This is a genomic window from Aequorivita nionensis (assembly GCF_046352995.1).
Lineage (GTDB): Bacteria > Bacteroidota > Bacteroidia > Flavobacteriales > Flavobacteriaceae > Aequorivita > Aequorivita nionensis.
Window position 1 is genome coordinate 2,292,861 of the sequence record NZ_CP130281.1, and the last position, 19,464, is coordinate 2,312,324.

General features: G+C 42.4%; 14 protein-coding genes. 13 read left to right on the forward strand and 1 reads right to left on the reverse strand.

Features of this window, described 5'->3' with window-relative positions; translation table 11 throughout:
- Window positions 1–390: 390 nt before the first annotated feature.
- The 9 genes from Q2U82_RS10440 (at window position 391) to Q2U82_RS10480 (ending at window position 15,209) form a co-directional block, all read left to right on the forward strand.
- Entirely contained in the window at window positions 391–5,874 is a 5,484-nt protein-coding gene (locus Q2U82_RS10440; protein ID WP_410004817.1) for a CHAT domain-containing protein, read from the forward strand.
- Between the two features lie 127 nt (window positions 5,875–6,001).
- Window positions 6,002–6,493, forward strand: coding sequence for an acetyl-CoA carboxylase biotin carboxyl carrier protein subunit (locus Q2U82_RS10445; RefSeq protein ID WP_410004818.1), 492 nt, complete (start codon window positions 6,002–6,004; stop codon window positions 6,491–6,493).
- Window positions 6,489–7,928 carry an acetyl-CoA carboxylase biotin carboxylase subunit gene (gene accC, locus Q2U82_RS10450; RefSeq protein ID WP_410007153.1) on the forward strand — a complete coding sequence of 480 codons (1,440 nt, stop codon included), beginning with the start codon at window positions 6,489–6,491 and terminating at the stop codon, window positions 7,926–7,928. The genes Q2U82_RS10445 and accC overlap by 5 nt, the downstream gene beginning before the upstream one ends.
- An 83-nt stretch (window positions 7,929–8,011) precedes the next feature.
- Window positions 8,012–9,553 carry an acyl-CoA carboxylase subunit beta gene (locus Q2U82_RS10455; RefSeq protein WP_410004819.1) on the forward strand — a complete coding sequence of 514 codons (1,542 nt, stop codon included), beginning with the start codon at window positions 8,012–8,014 and terminating at the stop codon, window positions 9,551–9,553.
- A 143-nt stretch (window positions 9,554–9,696) separates the two neighbouring features.
- The gene (locus tag Q2U82_RS10460; protein WP_410004820.1) at window positions 9,697–12,219 is read left to right on the forward strand and encodes a cation-translocating P-type ATPase; all 2,523 of its coding nucleotides are present in this window, start codon (window positions 9,697–9,699) and stop codon (window positions 12,217–12,219) included.
- A gap of 101 nt (window positions 12,220–12,320) precedes the next feature.
- Window positions 12,321–12,899: a porin family protein gene (locus Q2U82_RS10465; protein ID WP_410004821.1), complete on the forward strand. Its 579-nt coding sequence runs from the start codon at window positions 12,321–12,323 to the stop codon at window positions 12,897–12,899.
- Window positions 12,900–12,924: 25 nt separating this feature from the next.
- Window positions 12,925–14,013, forward strand: a complete 1,089-nt coding sequence (locus tag Q2U82_RS10470; protein ID WP_410004822.1) for a DUF6544 family protein — start codon at window positions 12,925–12,927, stop codon at window positions 14,011–14,013.
- Window positions 14,014–14,017: 4 nt separating this feature from the next.
- Window positions 14,018–14,362: a hypothetical protein gene (locus tag Q2U82_RS10475; RefSeq protein ID WP_410004823.1), complete on the forward strand. Its 345-nt coding sequence runs from the start codon at window positions 14,018–14,020 to the stop codon at window positions 14,360–14,362.
- An 82-nt stretch (window positions 14,363–14,444) separates the two neighbouring features.
- The gene (locus tag Q2U82_RS10480) at window positions 14,445–15,209 is read left to right on the forward strand and encodes an exodeoxyribonuclease III (RefSeq protein WP_410004824.1); all 765 of its coding nucleotides are present in this window, start codon (window positions 14,445–14,447) and stop codon (window positions 15,207–15,209) included.
- Here Q2U82_RS10480 and Q2U82_RS10485 read toward each other — a convergent pair whose 3' ends face one another.
- Window positions 15,210–15,980, reverse strand: a complete 771-nt coding sequence (locus Q2U82_RS10485; RefSeq protein ID WP_410004825.1) for a patatin-like phospholipase family protein — start codon at window positions 15,978–15,980, stop codon at window positions 15,210–15,212.
- A gap of 206 nt (window positions 15,981–16,186) precedes the next feature.
- Between Q2U82_RS10485 and Q2U82_RS10490 the strand changes: the two genes are divergently transcribed.
- Genes Q2U82_RS10490 through Q2U82_RS10505 form a run of 4 tightly spaced genes read left to right on the forward strand, consistent with a single transcriptional unit; the run spans window position 16,187 to window position 19,399 of the window.
- On the forward strand, window positions 16,187–16,969 hold the full coding sequence (locus Q2U82_RS10490; RefSeq protein ID WP_272856368.1) for an MlaE family ABC transporter permease: 783 nt from the start codon (window positions 16,187–16,189) through the stop codon (window positions 16,967–16,969).
- Window positions 16,970–17,719 carry an ABC transporter ATP-binding protein gene (locus tag Q2U82_RS10495; RefSeq protein WP_410004826.1) on the forward strand — a complete coding sequence of 250 codons (750 nt, stop codon included), beginning with the start codon at window positions 16,970–16,972 and terminating at the stop codon, window positions 17,717–17,719. It begins immediately after the preceding gene.
- 5 nt (window positions 17,720–17,724) lie between these two features.
- Window positions 17,725–18,711 (forward strand): MlaD family protein, encoded by a 987-nt coding sequence (locus Q2U82_RS10500; protein ID WP_410004827.1) that lies wholly within the window; start codon window positions 17,725–17,727, stop codon window positions 18,709–18,711.
- A 55-nt stretch (window positions 18,712–18,766) separates the two neighbouring features.
- Entirely contained in the window at window positions 18,767–19,399 is a 633-nt protein-coding gene (locus Q2U82_RS10505; protein ID WP_410004828.1) for a Crp/Fnr family transcriptional regulator, read from the forward strand.
- Window positions 19,400–19,464 lie beyond the last annotated feature (65 nt).

A 19,464-nucleotide genomic window follows, 5' to 3' on the forward strand; every position in this document is an offset into this window, starting at 1 on the left:
GATGGAAACCGAAGGTTCACGAACTCCTAAGTTTTAATTTTCTTATTGTGAGTAATGCCCAAATTATTCATCTTCGCTTAGTTTCAATTTGTTAATGGGCATTTCATAATCATTTATTTTTCAAAAAGATACTAAAAATATAGTATAAAAATTCATTGAATAAAATTTTTTTCAAACTTGAAAAAATATTGTAACTTTTTCAACTCCTCAAAAACAACTCCCTTATTTATTTAGTTGGCTCATTGTCAATATTTTGAAGTTAGATTAGCTATTTTAATCGTACTTTTAGTGTTGGTTTAAATTTCTGGATTTGAGTGTTATACGCCCGAATTCAATTTTTTTCACAAGAAGGGCTATTCAATTTTTAACGAAAAACTAATAATCAACATTATGGAACCGATCAAAAAACTAGTAGTTTATGGTGAAAAGGAAACCGACGCAGAAGGAGCCGTTGTTTATAATTTACAGGCCAGCAATAGGGATGTTTCCAACCAACACGAAATACAGCTTGGGGAAAATGATAAGTTGTTGGAATTGGTTCTCGACGACGGCACCTCGTGGATGTGCGATGCCTCGACCATGCACGAGGTTTTTCCGGAACTCGATCCGGCCCTAAAACCTCCCGGCAGCCGTGATATGCAGCCCGATGTTTTTGTGATGCCCGATTCGGTGGATGCGCCTTCAACGGAAAGGGGAATTGTTGGCAAAATTGCGTTGAAACTTTTAAAAGTATTCGCGAAAAAGGCCGTTGGGAGTGGGGTTGCGGCACTTTCAAAAAAACTGGAGGACAAACATCTGCAAAACGAAATTGACACTGCCGTTATGCCCAAAAACTTTTTGGATACAGGCGCAGCGCTGTTTACGGTTGATAGGGATTTTAAATTTGGGGCTTTCGATGGAAAACCTTCCAACAGTCCTTTTTTTCTTTTTATCCACGGAACGAATTCAGACACGTTTGGGGCATTTCAGGATTTAAAGGCTTCTCCCGTTTGGAATACGCTGCATCAGATTTATGGTAAAAACGTGCTCGCTTTTCAGCATAGAACCCTTACCGAAAGTCCGTTATTGAATGTGGTGAAATTGGCCAAAATGTTGCCCGATAATTCCGTTGTGCATATGCTCACCCATTCCAGAGGCGGGATTGTGGGCGATATTCTGAATAAGTACAGCAATAACAATGAGCAAACAGCCATTGGGTTTACCAATGACCACATTGCATTGCTCGAAAAAGAAGGCGATAGGGAAGAAGACATTGAAAACATTGAAGCGCTCAACAGAATTTTTAAGGATAAAAAGATAACCGTAGCCAAATTTATCAGGGTTGGCTGTCCCGCTGCGGGTACCAAGCTGGCTTCAAAAAGGTTGGATCACATTCTGAATGTGTTTTTCAATTTGATAACCTTAGTTGGCGGTCCGTTTGGGGATGTTTTAAAGGAATTGCTTTCCGCAGCCGTTGAGAGTAAGGACGACGTTTCGGTACTTCCCGGTTTGGAAGCCCAAAGACCGGAATCACCCTTTATAAAAATATTGAACGACCCTTCACCGGAAACCGCCATTAACGGAAAACCTTTGGCTATTATTTCGGGCAATGGAAGGGTAAGTTTTTCAGGACAGGGGCTTTTTGTAATCCTCGGGAAATTGTTCTACTGGCAACGTAATGATTTGGTTGTAAATACAGATTCCATGTATTTGGGTGCAAAACGTAAAGACAACATTCAATATTTCTTTGATCAAGGCGCCGACGTTAACCACGTCAAGTACTTTGAAAATGATAAAACCCGCGAAGCGATAGACTTGGTTCTTAAAACCGCTGAAGGGGAACTTATCCCTGGATTTAAATGTATTGCACAGGATGAAATTCCCGGAAGTGACAGAGCACTTGTGGAATATGGCGAACTGTATCCTTCAACATCGCCACCTTCGGGAACAAAACCGATAGTAGTTATGCTTCCTGGAATAATGGGCTCCAATCTTTCACAGAAAGACAAGGAAATTTGGCTTCATTATGGTCGTATTCTTACTGGAGGATTAGTCAATCTTGGGTATTCCAATGTAAATAAAATTGTTGCGGATTCTGTAGTAAAAACTTCATATTATAAACTTTACAAATGGTTATCGGGCAAATACGATGTGGTGGTATATCCCTTTGATTGGCGCAAACCGCTTCCCGAATGTGCGGCTGAGTTCAGTATAAAAATTAAAAGTTTGCTTAAAATTGGGCAGCCCATAAAAATTATTGGGCATTCCATGGGCGGGCTGTTGGTGCGTGATTTTATTCTTAACCACGACGATACTTGGCAAGACCTAAAAGCTTCAAAAGGTTTTAGACTGCTCTTTCTCGGATCGCCTCTTGGGGGCTCGTTCCGTATTCCCTCGGTTTTGTTCGGAGAGGACGCTATAATCCAAAAGCTGAGCAAATTGGACCTTTTTCATACCAAAGAAACGTTGCTTAAAATGTTTTCGAAATTCCCGGGAATTTTGGCCTTGCTTCCTTTAACAACCGATCCGAAAAACGATTTCGCTAAAATGGAGACTTGGGAAAATATGCGGAAATATTTCGGAAAAACGGATTGGCCATTGCCGTTACAATCAGATCTGGATTACTTCAAAAATTACCGTGATAATATCTTAAAGAAAAGGGATGATATAGATTATTCGAGTATGGTGTATATTGCCGGAAAGGATAAAATGACGCCTTGCGGTTATTATCTTGATGAAATTCCTCCGAAAAAACAACTGTATTTCCTTTATACAAGTGAAGGAGATCAAAGTGTAACTTGGGCATCCGGCATCCCCAAACAGCTTATTGAAGCCAATGCCGTTTATTATTCTCGCGTAACACACGGCGCACTGGCCAATGAACCAGATCTTTTTAATGCAATTGAGGAAATCCTTTCCACCGGGCAAACCAAATTGCTCCGCAATACCAAACCTTTGTTGCGCGGGGAAGAAACAATCTTTAGGGCTGAACCGGATATAAATTTTGATCTATCCGAAAATGGTTTGGAAAAAACCATACTGGGCCTTGCGGATGAAATGGAACCCGTTGGCAGCCAAATTCCGGTTACCATCAGCGTTAGCAATGGCGATCTGCGCTATGCTTCCTATCCAATCATTGCCGGGCATTTCTTGAATGACGGGGTGCTCTATGCAGAAAGAGCCATTGATAATTACCTAAACGGAAGCCTCACCTCAAAGCATCGATTGGGACTTTATCCGGGTGAAATAGGCACCAATGCCTTATTCGGCAAAATGCAGGGTAGTGACTTTGAAGGCGCAATAATCGTTGGACTTGGCGAGCCAGATCAGCTTACTTCTTTTCAACTTTCAAAATCTGTGGAACAAGGAGTTTTAAATTATTTGTTAAGCATTCGAGGAGCAACGGTTCCCAAAAAAGGAATTGGAATTTCTTCTTTAATCGTGGCAACGGGCTATGGCGGCCTTTCGGTAGAGGGTTCCTTAAAAGCCATTATTGACGGCGTGAACCGCGCCAATGAAAAAGTTAAAATGCTGCAGGATGAAGGTTATAGAACGGTCCAAAATATTGAAATTATTGAACTTTATGCAGACCGTGCGTTAAATTGTATGTATGTGTTAAACAAAATAGCCAATAAGGAAAATTCAACCTACAATATTATTATAGGCAGTAAACGGATCAAAAACCTATTGGGTATCCAAAAGAGAACACCGCTGGACACTGCGGAAGATTGGTGGAACAGGATAACTATTAAATACAAAGAAGCCAACGAACAAACCGGGGAGCCCTCAAGTATGATTTTTGGCTCTTCCACAGGCGATTCCAGGGAAGAGGAAAATGAACTTTATAGCAGTACGCCGTTAATAGACTTGTTTATATCGGAAGCCTCCAGCAGTAACCAATGGTCTGCCTGCACCGCAAAAACACTGTTTGAGTTGTTGATTCCGAATAATTTAAAGGAAAAGCTTAAACGAAAAGGAAATATCTCTTGGATTTTGGATACCAAAACAGCTTCCTATCCGTGGGAATTGCTACAGGACAATACAACCAATGCCAAACCTCTGTGTATAAACGCCGGAATGATTCGGCAGTTATCCACAAAGGATTATCGAATTAACATAAAACGTGTTGCCGAAAAAGGCGCCTTAATTATTGCCGATCCTATTCTGAATGGTTTTATTTCCCAATTGCCCGGTGCAAAAGAAGAAGGAATGATGGTTAAGGACACCTTGGAAAATGTGGGTTACCCTACCACAAGCCTTATAGGCACAGATGCCGAGAGCATAGTCAAGAATTTTTTCTGTAACGATTATACAATAATACATTTGGCGGGTCACGGGGTTTTCAATCCAAAATCCCCGAAAAAATCTGGAATGGTTATCGGAAAGGATATATTCCTCACAGTATTCGAAATACAACAGATGCCCGTAGTGCCAGAGCTCGTTTTCGTAAACTGTTGCCACCTTGGTTACAGCAATGCGGAAGATGAAAGGTTTTATCAAGATCGCTATAAACTGGCGGCAAATATTGGTGCCGAATTGATAAGTATAGGTGTGAAAGCCGTAATCGCAGCGGGATGGGCCGTGAATGATGTCGCTGCACTGGATTTTTCACAGGTATTTTACAGCAGTATGTTCTCTGGGGATAATTTTGGCGATGCCGTAAAAAATGCCCGAAACTACATTTATGAAAAACACCCGGGCAACAATACTTGGGGCGCCTATCAATGTTATGGCGATCCTTTCTTTAAACTGAAAGGAATCTCTGCCGGAAAAGGTTCTTGGTCGCCAAGTTATATAGTTCCGCAAGAAGCCGAAATACACCTGGATAACCTGCTCAACCAATTGCAGATGGCAACCGGTGCAGATAAAGACCATTTGGCAGAATTGAATACCATTATGAAAGCGGTGGACAGGGATGTTTTTAGAACTCCACAAATTATAGAAAGAGTCGCCAAAATTTATCAGGAACTGGCAATGTACATTGAAGCTTCAAATAATTATGAAGAACTTTTAAAAATGGAAAATGCCGATTTCTCCTTTTCTTGTATGGAAAAATATTGCAACACACGGGCAAAGATGTACATCAAGGAAATTTTCGAAAATGAAAATGCCACCGCAGCTTCCAAAAAAGAAGCGTATCAAAAGACGGAACGTGTTATTGCCGACCTTTCGGTTTTACTTTTCGCAGGAGAAACCGCAGAACGTCACAATCTTTTGGGCAGTGCATACAAACGCTTGGCGATGCTGGCCCCAGATACTAAAAAGCGGATCAATGCCTATAAAACTGCAATCTCGCATTACGAAAGGGCTTTTAAAAATGATTTAAATTCAAATAAAACCTATTCCCTCGCAAATGCCATCGAACTCGCTTGCTTGTTGGTATTCAGTGGAGTCATGAACCATGGAAGTGAATTTACGGTTGATAAGAAAAAATACAAATTAAGATCCGTTTCCGAAGCACAGCAAACCCTTGTTGAACTTCAATATAAATTAAAAGAAAAATCGGATGCAGAAGATCTTGAGTATTGGGATTTGATTGCTTTTTTAAATTTCGATTTGTGCCTTCTCTTAATTATTGAAGATGAAAAAATAGAAACAAAATGGAATGAGGTCATTCAAAACTTCAAGAAGGTTTGGCAAAAAGCCGGTTCCGAAGCAAAAAAATCTGCAGAATTGGAGCATCTTGAATTTTTAACCCAGTCTCTAAATTCAATAACTGGTTTAACGGATAATGTTTTCAAGCCACAAAAAGATTTGGAAACCAGAATAAGTGAATTAAGGACCGCCTTAAGCGGGGTTAGAAAAAAGTTGAATTCAGAAAGTGTTGTAAAAGCAAAACCAAAAGCGGCAAGTTCAAAACCTAAACCGAAACCAAAATCAAAGCCCAAAAAATAGGTTTAAAGCCAAATATTTAAAGCAAAAACCTTGTTGGTATAATTTATCAGCGAGGTTTTTTATTTTACGATGGATAAGCATTGGCATAATCTTTCCACAAATATTATCTTTATCAAAATTTCAGTTTATGGAAGAAAAATTTAAAACGATTGTCAATGATACTTTTGAGTTTTCATTGCACTCGAAAGACTTGGAAACACTTGATGTTATATCAGATAACAAAAAATCCAATGTTATTTATAATAATAAACCTGTTGAGGTTGAAACCCTCGGGGCAGATTTTAGAAACAGAATTTACACTTTATCGATAAATGGCAATCGCTATCAAGTCAAGATAGAAAACGAATTGGATGCCCTTATTACCAAGATGGGGCTTTCGCTTGGAAATGATTCTTTTGAAGATGAAATCCACGCCCCAATGCCGGGCATTATTTTGGAAGTTAATATTTCCGCAGGAGATGAAGTAAAAAAAGGCGATTTTATTTGCGTTTTGGAAGCGATGAAAATGGAAAATACCTTGACTGCTCCACGTGACGGCGTTATCAAATCGGTAAACATCGCAAAAGGCGAAACAGTCGATAAAGGAAAATTGCTAATTGAATTAGAAAAAAATGATTAAAAAAATATTAGTTGCCAATAGAGGCGAAATTGCATTGCGAATCATGAAAACCGCCCGAAATATGGCCATTAAAACGGTTGCCGTGTTTTCCGAAGCAGATAGAAATGCGCCCCACGTAAAGTTTGCGGATGAAGCCGTTTGCATAGGCCCGCCACCTTCCAACGAATCCTATCTTTTGGGCGATAAAATCATAAAGGTTGCAAAGGAATTGAACGTGGATGCCATCCATCCCGGCTACGGATTTTTAAGTGAAAATGCGGAATTCGGTGAAAGTGTCGAAAAAAGCGGAATGATTTTTATAGGGCCAAAATCGCACGCCATCCGCATCATGGGAAGCAAGCTCGCCGCAAAGGATGCCGTAAAAAAATACGACATCCCGATGGTTCCCGGCACCGATGAGGCCATTACCGATGTTGCCGCAGCAAAGGAAATTGCAAAAGAGATTGGCTTCCCAATTCTTATAAAAGCTTCTGCTGGCGGTGGCGGAAAGGGAATGCGCATCGTTGAAAACGCCAACGAATTTGAGGAACAGATGAAACGCGCCATCAGTGAGGCTGAAAACGCTTTCGGTGATGGCTCCGTTTTTATTGAAAAATTTGTCACTTCACCACGACATATTGAAATCCAGGTTTTGGCAGATAATTTTGGCAATACCGTCCATCTTTTTGAGCGGGAATGCAGCATTCAGCGCCGTCACCAAAAAGTGGTGGAGGAAGCGCCTTCCTCGGTTTTAACGCCGGAATTGCGCAACCAAATGGGCGAAGCGGCTGTAAAAGTTGCAAAAGCCTGCGATTATGTGGGCGCGGGCACGGTGGAATTTCTTTTGGACGACAAACACAATTTCTACTTCCTCGAAATGAACACTCGCCTTCAAGTGGAGCATCCCGTTACCGAACTCATTACGGGGCTCGATTTGGTGGAACAGCAGATTAATGTGGCCAATAATGAAAAGCTTTCCTTTTCGCAGGAAGATTTAAAAATCACGGGCCACGCTTTTGAACTTCGCGTGTATGCCGAAGACCCGCTGAACAACTTTATGCCGAGCGTTGGAAAGTTGGAAGTGTACCGTCCGCCAAGCGGAAAAAGCATCCGCGTGGACGATGGTTTTACCGAAGGAATGCAGGTGCCGATCCAATACGACCCCATGCTTTCAAAATTGATAACCTACGGAAAAACCCGAAACGAGGCGATGCAGCGAATGCTGGAAGCCATTTCGGAATACGATATTGAAGGTGTAAGCACCACGCTTCCCTTTGGAAAATTTGTTTTTGAACACGAAGCTTTCCGAAGCGGAAATTTCGACACCAATTTTGTAAAAAAATACTATTCCGAAGAAAAACTAAAAGCTATCAATGAGGAAGAAGCGCAAATTGCAGCCCTTTTCGCATTAAAGCAATATTTAAAAGATTCAGAAATACTTCGTATGCCGAAGTAAATTCTTTGCGCCCTCTGCGTCTCTGCGGTGCAATTTATTACCGCAAAGGCGCAGAGTTCGCAGAGGCTTCAATTATCACAAATATGACCGACAACAATAAAAAACTGCAAGCAATAATTTCCGAAGCCAAAAAAGGCGGGGGCGAAAAACGGATTGCAAAACAGCACGAAAAGAAAAAACTCACCGCCCGCGAACGTGTGGAATATCTCCTCGACGAAGGCTCCTTTGAAGAAATGGGCATCCTCGTAACCCATAGAACCACAGACTTCGATATGCAAAAGGAAGTGTATTACGGCGATGGGGTAGTTACGGGCTATGGCACCATCAACGGCCGTTTGGTATATGTTTTTGCACAGGATTTTACGGTTTTTGGAGGAGCCCTTTCCGAAACCCACGCGGAGAAAATCTGTAAAATAATGGACCACGCCGTGAGCGTTGGCGCACCCGTGATTGGCTTAAACGATTCCGGTGGGGCAAGAATTCAAGAAGGTGTGCGGAGTTTGGGCGGCTATGCCGATATTTTTTACAGAAACGTGCAGGCTTCGGGAGTAATCCCGCAGATTTCGGCAATTATGGGACCTTGTGCCGGGGGGGCAGTGTATTCGCCTGCGATGACCGATTTCACTTTGATGGTGCAGGACAGCAGTTATATGTTCGTTACCGGGCCCAACGTGGTTAAAACCGTGACCAATGAAAACGTTACTTCCGAAGAACTGGGCGGCGCGCGCACGCACGCCACCAAAAGTGGGGTGACACATTTCACGGCGGCGAATGATATTGTGTGTTTGGAACAGATAAAAACGCTGCTCAGCTATCTTCCACAGAACAACAAATCCGTAACTGAAAAACTGCCTTTTGAAGCTGCCGATGAGTTTCGGGAGGAACTGGAGACCATCGTCCCGGATTCCGCAAACAAACCCTATGATATGCACGCCGTAATCAAGGGAATTATTGATGCGGATTCGTTTTTTGAAGTGCATAAGGATTACGCGGACAATATTATAGTCGGTTTTGCGCGATTGGGCGGCAGAAGCATTGGCATCGTCGCAAACCAACCGATGAGCTTGGCGGGCGTTTTGGATGTGGATAGTTCCAAAAAAGGTGCACGGTTTACGCGTTTCTGCGATTGTTTCAACATTCCCCTTTTGGTTTTGGTTGATGTGCCGGGCTTTCTTCCGGGAACGGACCAAGAATGGAACGGTATTATTCTGAACGGCGCAAAATTGCTTTATGCTTTAAGCGAAGCAACCGTGCCACGGGTGACTGTAATTACCAGAAAAGCTTACGGTGGCGCCTACGACGTGATGAACAGCAAACACATTGGCGCCGATATGAACTACGCATGGCCAACCGCCGAAATTGCCGTGATGGGAGCCAAGGGCGCCAGTGAGATTATTTTCAGAAAGGAAATTGCTGCTGCTGAAAATCCTGAGTTGAAACTGTCAGAAAAAGAAGCAGAATACGCTGAAAAATTCGCCAATCCTTTTAAAGCTGCACAACGTGGGTTTATTGATGAAGTAATCCAGCCACGGGAAACACGCAGAAAACTGCTGAAGGCCTTTGCGATGCTGGAAACGAAAGACGTTCCGCGGCCCATTAGGAAGCACGGGAATATTCCGTTGTAAATTTCTTCCAAAATATGTCCGGTCGAGCGCAGTCGAGACCTCATTTAAACTTTTTGATAATTTCATTTCTTTAAATGATAGTTGTCATAAATTAATGGGTTAACAATACTTAAATTTATAGATCAATTAAACGTGTTCTATAAATGCCCATAACCAACTTCAACATAAAAGGTCTGACCGATGCCGAGGTCTTGGCTTCGCGGAAGAAATTCGGCAGCAATGTTCTCGAATCAAAAAAGAAGAACCACTTTCTTGAGGCTATAAAGGGCTTGGTAAAGGAGCCGATGGTCATTTTACTACTGGTTGCCGCAACACTCTATTTTTTCACCGGAAATACGGGGGACGGTATTTTCCTCGCCGCCGCCATTCTTTTGGTCGCTGCCATTTCACTTTATCAGGATGCAAAAACCCATAACGCCCTCGAAAAACTAAAGGAGCTTTCCCAACCCCACTGTAAGGTAATCCGCAATGGGGAAGTCATTGAAATAATGAGCCAAGACGTGGTGGTGGGCGATTTTTTGATGGTGGAGGAAGGGTCAACTATTGTGGCCGATGGCATTATCGTCCATTCCAATGACTTTTCGGTAAATGAGTCCATTTTAACGGGGGAATCCTTTTCGGTTGAAAAAGACGCAAATTCCGCAGACAACAAGATTTATATGGGCACCCAAGTAGGGGGCGGCCTTGCCATAGCCGAAATAACCGCGATAGGCAACCAGACCAAGGTGGGGAAAATTGGGAAGAGCATAGAGGATATTTCTTCCGAAAAATCGACGTTGGAACTCCAGATAAACAATTTTGTAAAAAAGATGGTAATCGCCGGAGCGGTGGTTTTTCTCTTGGTTTGGGGCATCAATTACTACAATTCCCAAGACGTTTTGGACAGTCTGTTAAAGGCGCTTACCCTTGCCATGAGCATCTTACCGGAGGAAATCCCGGTTGCCTTTACCACCTTTATGGCCATTGGCGCGTGGCGGCTGATGAATATGGGCGTAATCGTAAAACAGATGAAAACCGTGGAATCCCTAGGTAGTGCCACGATAATCTGTGTTGATAAGACAGGGACGATTACGGAGAATAAAATGCGGCTCGATAAAATTTTCACGCTGGAAACCGATAAGATTACTTCAGTAAAAGAAGAGCTTTCCGCCAGTGAAAAGGAACTTATAATCACCGCCATGTGGGCCAGCGAGCCCATTCCTTTTGACACCATGGAGCAATCGCTGCACAGTTTTTATGAAACAATTGCTGGAAACGATGAAAGACCCAATTTCAAAATGGTCCACGAATATCCTCTGGGAGGCAAACCCCCGATGATGACCCATATTTTTGAAAATGACAAGGGAGATAGAATCATCGCTGCCAAAGGTGCGCCCGAAGCTTTGATGGCAGTTTCAGGTTTAAGTGATAGTGAAAAGGAAATTTTAAAAAAGACAATAACGGATCTGGCAGCCCAGGGTTATCGGGTTTTGGGTGTGGGTATTTCAAATTTTGAAGGAACTGACTGGCCAAAAAAACAACAGCATTTCAAGTTTGAATTTAAGGGGCTCGTCGCTTTTTACGATCCGCCGAAAGGGAATACTTCAAAAGTATTCCAGGATTTTTACAATGCGGGCATTGCGGTTAAAATCATCACTGGCGATATTGCCGAAACCACTGCGGCCATTGCCAAAAAGGTAAATTTTAGGGGCTCTGGGGAGGTTATTTCGGGTGATGACCTTGTGCATCTGAGCGATTCGGAACTGGCAAGGATCACTTCGGAAAAAAATATTTTCGCGCGGATGTTTCCCGAAGCGAAACTTAAAATAATCAACGCCCTAAAAGCGCAGGGCCACATAGTGGCGATGACTGGGGATGGTGTAAACGACGGCCCGGCGCTAAAAGCCGCAAATATCGGGGTGGCAATGGGGAAGAAGGGCACCGAGATAGCCAAGCATTCCGCTTCGTTGATCCTTGCGGACGACGACCTTTCCAAAATGGTTGACGCCGTGGCGATGGGCAGAAAAATATATTCCAACCTAAAAAAGGCCATTCAGTATATCATCTCTATCCACATTCCCATAATTCTTACCGTTTTTATCCCCTTGGTTTTGGGCTGGGTCTATCCCAATATCTTCACGCCCATACACGTTATTTTGTTGGAACTGATTATGGGCCCCACCTGCTCGATAGTCTATGAAAACGAACCGCTGGAAAAGGATTCCATGCTCCAAAAACCACGACCATTTTCCAGCACCTTTTTTAATTGGAGCGAGCTTTTCACCAGTATAATCCAAGGATTGGTCATTACGGCAGGAGTTCTTACGGTTTATCAGATTGCGGTAAATGACGGTTCAAATGAAGCGGTAACCCGCACTATGGTTTTCACTGCACTTATAACCGCAAATATTGTATTGACCTTTGTGAACCGCTCTTTTATCTACTCTATTATCACCACTTTTAAATATAAAAATAACTTGGTGCCAATAATCGTGGGCATTACCGTGGGCATTACCCTTTTGCTTCTTTTTGTGCCTCCATTGACTAAATTCTTCCGATTTGAAAGTCTAAATATTACCCAGCTCTCACTAAGTGTTGGGATCGGGATGTTGAGTGTGTTGTGGTTTGAAATCGTGAAATGGTGGAAACGCAAACAAATTTCAAAAACAGTTATTTCCTCTTCTTAATTGGATTTAAGTTATTGATAAACAATAATTAACTGATTTTTGTCATAGTAAAAAACTGCGTTCCAATGTAAATTTGAGTGTTTCACGAAAACCTAAACATTATGAAAAAGTTCAGTTTTTTGTTTGTTGCCACCATGCTGCTGTTTTCAATTGGCGCGGAAGCACAGGAAAAATGGTCGTTGGAGTTTAGGCCTGGACTTAATTTTCCCACTGGTGACGTGGGCAATACCGACACTAAAATTGGCTTTGGTTTTGAACTTACTGGCGCATATAAAATTATGCCCCATTTTTCAGCCTATGCGGGTTGGGGATTAAACGAGTTTAAGGGTGATGATAATTTTTTGACTGAGGAACTTACACTCAAGGAAACAGGATATACATTCGGTTTTCAAATCATAAAACCTATCGGTACTTCCGCATTTTCGTACTTGGCAAGGGCCGGAGCGGTTTACAATCATATAGAAATTGAAAATAACAGTGGCAGTATTACCGCCGACACTGGCCACGGATTTGGATGGCAAGTTGCTGCAGGAGTAGATTATGAGTTTGCCCCCAACCTCGCGTTGCGCCCAATGCTTCGCTACCGTTCGCTTTCTAGGGATATAACGATTGAAAATGTTTCAACCGAATTTAAACTGAATTATATCTCATTTGGAATTGGTTTGGCTTGGGATTTTTAAAACTGAACTCACAAAAGCATTTTAAATGAAAATTGCATTTGCCATCCTTCTTTCCCTTCACGGCCTAATTCATTTGATGGGCTTTTTAAAAGCTTTTAACTTAGCTGAAATTCCACAATTGTCACAAAATTTCTCAAAACCGCAAGGTCTTTTATGGCTCGCGGTCGCTTTGACTTTTATAACGATAGGAATTCTATTTCTGTTGAAAAACAATCTTTGGTTTTGGATTGGCGTAGCTGCGATAGTAGTATCGCAGGTTTTGATTATTGTCAATTGGCAGGACGCCAAATTTGGCACCCTTGCCAATTTAATTGTATTGTTTGTAGCCCTATTGGCAATGGCGGGCTGGAATTTTGAAAGGGAATTTAAAAAGGATATTTCCCAATCTTTTGAAAGCGTGAACATTTCCGAAGAAATAATCTCTGAAGCCGATATTGCCCAGCTTCCCATTGCGGTTCAGAATTATTTGAAATACGTCGGGGCAATCGGCAAACCTAAAATTAAAACCGCTAAAGCCACTTTTAAAGGCGAAATGCGCGAAAAGGGAAAGGATTGGTTCGCATTCACTTCGGAACAGTATAATTTTTTTGAAGATCCCACGCGCTTGTTTTTTATGAAAGCCAATTTCAAAGGCTTGCCCACCCAGGGCTATCATCGATATAAAGATGGAAAGGCATCGATGCTTATAAAACTGCTGTCCGTTTTTCCTGTGGTAAATATCGCGGAACCCGAAATTTTCAAGACCGAGACCGTCACTTTTTTTAACGATATGTGCCTTTTTGCGCCAGCAGCCTTGGTTGATAAACGGATCGATTGGCAGACCTTGGATAATAATTCGGTAAAGGCTGTTTTTCACAATGGAGAAGTTTCAGTATCGGCGATTTTGAAATTCGACGAGAGTGGGCGATTGATCAATTTTATTTCGGAAGATAGGGTGGATGTGAATTCCAACCAAAACGTCCCGTTTTCAACCCCCGTTACCGAATACGGCACGGTCAACGGCTATAAACTGCCCGTTGCTGCCGATGCCGTTTGGCACTTTCCCGAAGGCGATTTTGTTTACGGAAAATTCTATTTACAGGATGTTCAGTACAATTTGAAAATTTCAGATTAGGAAAATGGCCTATTCAAAAAATGATAAACTGCTGTTTATAAAAAGCCTTCATACGGTTATTTGGCTGTTTTTCAATGTGGTGATTTTCTATCTTTTATACGCCGCCATCGCCAATAAAATTGACATATGGGTCTGGATCTGCATAGCCCTTGTTTTGTTGGAAGGCTTGGTTTTACTGGCTTTTAAAATGTTTTGTCCGCTTACGGTTATTGCCCGAAAGTACTCCGACTCCCCCAAAGCGAACTTCGATATTTTCCTTCCGAATTGGTTGGCGAAATACAATAAACTGATTTATACTACCATTTTTGGTATTGCGGTGATTATGGTACTTTATAGATGTGTCGCTTAAGTTGTGCAATTGCGAAGATTTCACAAGTATATAATTGCAATTTCTCTTCACCTTTCAGATATTTACAAAAAGAACAGATGCTATGAAAATAATCTCGTGGAACATCAACGGCGTAAGGGCCATAACCAAAAAGGATTTCTTTGGGGATTTTTCAAACATGGACCCAGATATTATTTGCTTTCAGGAAACCAAAGCCCAAGATGACGAGGTAAAAACGGCTTTGTCTAAAATTACCCACTACCACCAATATTACAATTCGGCAGCGCGGAAAGGCTATTCTGGCGTTGCGGTCTTGAGTAAAAAGGAACCTGTGGCGGTAACGTACGACATGGGTGTTGCGGAACACGACAATGAAGGCCGGGTAATCTGTTTGGAATTTGAGACCTTCTTTTTGGTCAATGTATATGTTCCCAATTCTGGGCAACAATTGGAAAGGCTGGATTATAGAAAGACTTGGGATGACGACTTCCGAAACTATCTTATAAATTTGAAAAAATCAAAGCCTGTAATTCTTTGCGGCGATTTAAATGTTGCCCACCGCCCCATTGACCTTAAAAATGATAAGGCCAATTACAACAAAACCGCAGGTTATACCCAAATTGAAATTGACGGAATGGACAATTTACTCAACGCAGGTTTTGTGGATACCTATCGGCATTTTCATCCGGATATTGTGGCCTATACCTATTGGAGCTATCGGTTTAAGGCTCGGGAGCGCAATAGTGGGTGGCGCATAGATTATTTTTTGGTAAGTGAATCCTTGCTCGAAAAAATAAAAAATGTAGCGATATTATCGGAATATTATGGCTCCGATCACTGCCCAATCCAACTTGAAATTGAATTGTAGTCAATTCTTAAATAGGTTTTCGTTTTCCTTTAAAGCGGTCATCGCTTCAGAATACCCCATTTCAAAAATAGCATCCGTATTGCTCATACCGAATATGGCAAAGCCTCCCACATCTTTGGGCGCAATAACCAAATCGCATTCGGGAAATTTTCTTATAGAATCTGATACCGCCCTGATTTTAAGTGCCCTATCGGCAACATTATAGGAATGGTTCAAATCCTTGATGCTGATTTTCTGTAGGGAGTTGATATACACCCCAATAATTGTATCGCAGTGTTGCTTTAGCGGCTCCACCGGAAAGTTATTCAGTATTCCCCCATCTATATAGTACGAACCATTGATCTCGGTTGGGGTAAAAACGCCCGGAAAGGAAGCGGAAGCTATAACCGGTTTTATAAGCTGCCCTTTGCTGAAAATCTTTAAATTTCCCGAAATCACATTGGTCGCGGTTATATAGAGCGATTTTTCAAGGGCGTCAAAATTATCCCTCGGGAAAAACACTTTTAGATCGTCATAAAACTTTTCGGTATCCAAAAACCCCGGTTTGTTAAAGGCGAATCTTTTGGTGTTAAAAATTGAAATGGTTTTAAAGAATCTTAGTATTTCAGACCAATGAACCCCCGCCGCATACAGCGCCCCCACAATGGCGCCCACACTGGTGCCCGAAACGTGGGTGGGTGAAATGCCGTGCTCCTCCAATGCCTTTAATACCCCGATATGCGCGGCGCCCCTTGCTCCGCCACCGGAAAGGACTAAACCAAGATTCGTCATTGTTCTAAATTTTGATAACAAAATTGTGAAAATTAAAGCAAATAAACCCTGACCAAAATCATAATCGAGCTCAAAATTGATAGGTAAATTTGGATGGTATCTCTTGGCTAAGAATAAGATTTTGAATCTGTTAATTAAATTTATTGCTGATGTTTGTCATAGTTATTCCCTATTCGTAGGATTATCTTTGATTTTCCCTGTTGTATATGAAAAAAGAAAATTCTCTTATAACCCGTACAAAATCGTTTTTCGCTGAAATTGGCGATATGACCTTGTTTGCCGGACGTTTTTTTCGGGAATTGTTCAGTCCACCATTTGAATTTAGGGAATTGATACGCCAATGCTACAATATGGGCATTCGCTCCCTGTTTTTGGTAATGGTGACGGGTTTTATTTTGGGCTTGGTCTTTACGCTTCAATCGCGCCCCACTTTGACCGATCTTGGCGCGGCCTCGTGGATGCCATCCATGATCAGTATTTCCATAGTGCGGGAAATCGGCCCGGTAATAATCGCCTTGATCTGCGCGGGAAGGATTGGCTCCGGTATAGGCGCGGAACTCGGCTCCATGCGTGTAACCGAGCAGATAGACGCAATGGAGGTCTCGGGCACCAATCCGTTCAAATATTTGGTGGTTACCAGAATATTGGCGGTTACCTTAATGTTGCCCTTGCTCGTAATTGCGGGAGATACCGTCGCATTATTTGGATCTGCTATAATCGAGAATTTAAAGGGAGATGTTTCCTATACGCTCTATTTTAATAAGGTTTTTGATGCCTTGAGCTTTAGCGATGTGCTTCCCGCAACCGTCAAGACCGTATTCTTTGGCTTTGCCATCGGCCTGGTGGGTACCTACAAAGGCTACAATTGTTCCAAAGGTACCGTGGGGGTAGGGGAAGCCTCAAATTCAGCGGTGGTTTATTCCTCTATGTTATTGTTTATAATAGATTTTATTGCCGTATTTGTTTCGGATATATTTTTTGAAGTTTAAATGAAAAAAGAAAACCAAACCCCAGTCCTTGAGTTAAAAGATATCCACAAGAGCTTTGGCGAAAACCATGTGCTCAAAGGTTTCAATCTTCAACTTTTTGAAGGGGAAAATCTGGTGATTATGGGCAAATCTGGGTCGGGGAAATCGGTTATGGTCAAGTGTATTGTGGGCTTGATCCAGCCCGATAGCGGAAGCATTACCATTAACGGTCACGACATAATCACCATGGGCCAAAGGGAACTGGATTTTCTGCGGACGCAAATCGGTTTCCTCTTTCAGGGCAGTGCTTTGTACGACTCAATGACCGTTCGGGAAAACTTGGAGTTTCCGTTACGAAGACACAAAGATAAAATTGAGGATTTTAAAAGTACGGAACAATCCGTACAAGATGCGCTAAAAAGCGTGGGACTGCTGCACACCATCGATTTGATGCCTTCCGAACTTTCCGGCGGAATGCAACGTAGGGTAGCACTGGCACGGGCGCTAATTTTAAAGCCCAAAATAATAATGTACGATGAGCCCACAACGGGCTTGGACCCCATTACGGCAAACGAGATTATCCAGCTTATGCGAAGCATCCAAAAAGAGTACAACACCTCCTCCCTCATTATCACCCACGATGTGGATTGCGCAAGGGTAATTTCGAATAGAATAATATTACTGGTAGATGGAATCAACTATGCCGAGGGTACTTATAATGAACTGTCAAATTCCAGCGATCCCCAAACCCGGGCATTCTTTAAAAACTAAAAATTATGGTTAAATCAACTTCCCAAAAAATAAAAGTCGGTCTTTTCGTAGTGGTGGGCACCGCCATTCTTATTGCGGCGCTTTATTCCATCGGCAACCGACAGCATATTTTCAGCAAAAACATTGAGCTCTACGGTACCTTTGGAAACGTAAACGGCTTGATTATAGGCAACAACGTGCGTTACTCCGGTATAAACGTAGGTACGGTAAGCAAGATTGAAATGATCGAGGAGGGAAGCATCACCATCCAAATGATGATTGAGGAAAAGACGGCAAGATTTATTAAAACCGATGCTATTGCTTCCATCGGTTCCGATGGCTTGGTGGGAAGCATGGTCGTGAACATTATTCCGGGGAAAGTTGCCAGTGCCAAACCCGTAATTTCCGGCGATACCATCCAGTCTTACAGCAAGATTGGCGCCGACGATATGCTCTCCACCCTGAACACCACCAATGAAAACGCCGCCTTGCTCACCGCCGATCTGCTTAAGATTACCAATAAAATCCTTGAGGGCAAAGGCACTTTGGGCGCTTTGGTAACTGATACCTTGCTGGCCCAGGATTTAAGGCAGACGGTAATTGAACTCAAACAAACCGCTGCGGGTACTTCCACGGCGGTTTCCCGCATCAACGCCCTTATTTCAAAAGTCAATTATGATGAAAGTGCGGCGGCCGTGCTTTTGAGCGATACGGTTTCTGCCAACCAAATAAGGGGCGTATTCAGCAATCTTGAAAAATCGAGCGAGGACATTAATGAAATAACCCAAAATCTCGATGCCTATCTCACCGAAATAAAATCGGGAAAAGGTGCTTTGAATTACATTACGCAAGATGAGGTTTTGGTCAAGAATATCGATTCCACGATGCTCGATATAAAGGAAGCCGCAGAGAAATTGAACGAAAATATGGAGGCGCTGCGGCACAATTTCCTTTTCCGCGGTTATTTCAGAAAACTGGAGCGACAGGAAAGGCGGGAAGCCAGGAAAAATTAATTTTAAATTCGGTATTTTCGTAAGTCAAAAAAAAAACCAACCAAACAAAGTGATAATGCTCGATAATTTAAAGGAAAACTTCTCACATATTTTTGAGGACGCCCTAATTGATGAAATTGGCCAGGTAGGGGTTTTAAAGGAAGTCAAGGAAGGCGAAAAGGTAATTGAGATTGGCGATTACGTCCGTTCCATGCCCTTGCTCCTCAAGGGGGCCATAAAAATTTTAAGGGAAGACGACGACGGCGACGAGCTGCTTCTCTATTTTTTGGAACGCGGCGATACCTGCGCCATGACCCTAACCTGCTGTTTGGGACAGACCAAAAGTGAGATCCGAGCCATCGCAGAGCTCGACACCACGTTGATAATGATACCCATCCAAAAAATGGAGGAGTGGACGGGCAAGTATAAAAGTTGGCGCAATTTCGTCTTTCAAAGTTACCACGCCCGCCTTACCGAAATGCTTGAAACCATTGACAGCATCGCATTTTACAATATGGACGAGCGTTTGGTGAAATACCTTCAAAACAAAAAGAAGATAACAAATGATTCCCTGATCAATTCCACGCATCAGGAAATTGCGTATGAGCTTCACACCTCGCGCGTGGTGGTGTCGCGTTTGTTGAAGAAGCTGGAATCCATGGGGAAAATCGAGCTTAACCGAAATAGCATTAAAATAGTTTCACTTTAAATTTTGGGTAATACCTAATCATTTCATTTTAAAAAGTTTGAAGTGTAACTTTTGTTACTGTCAAT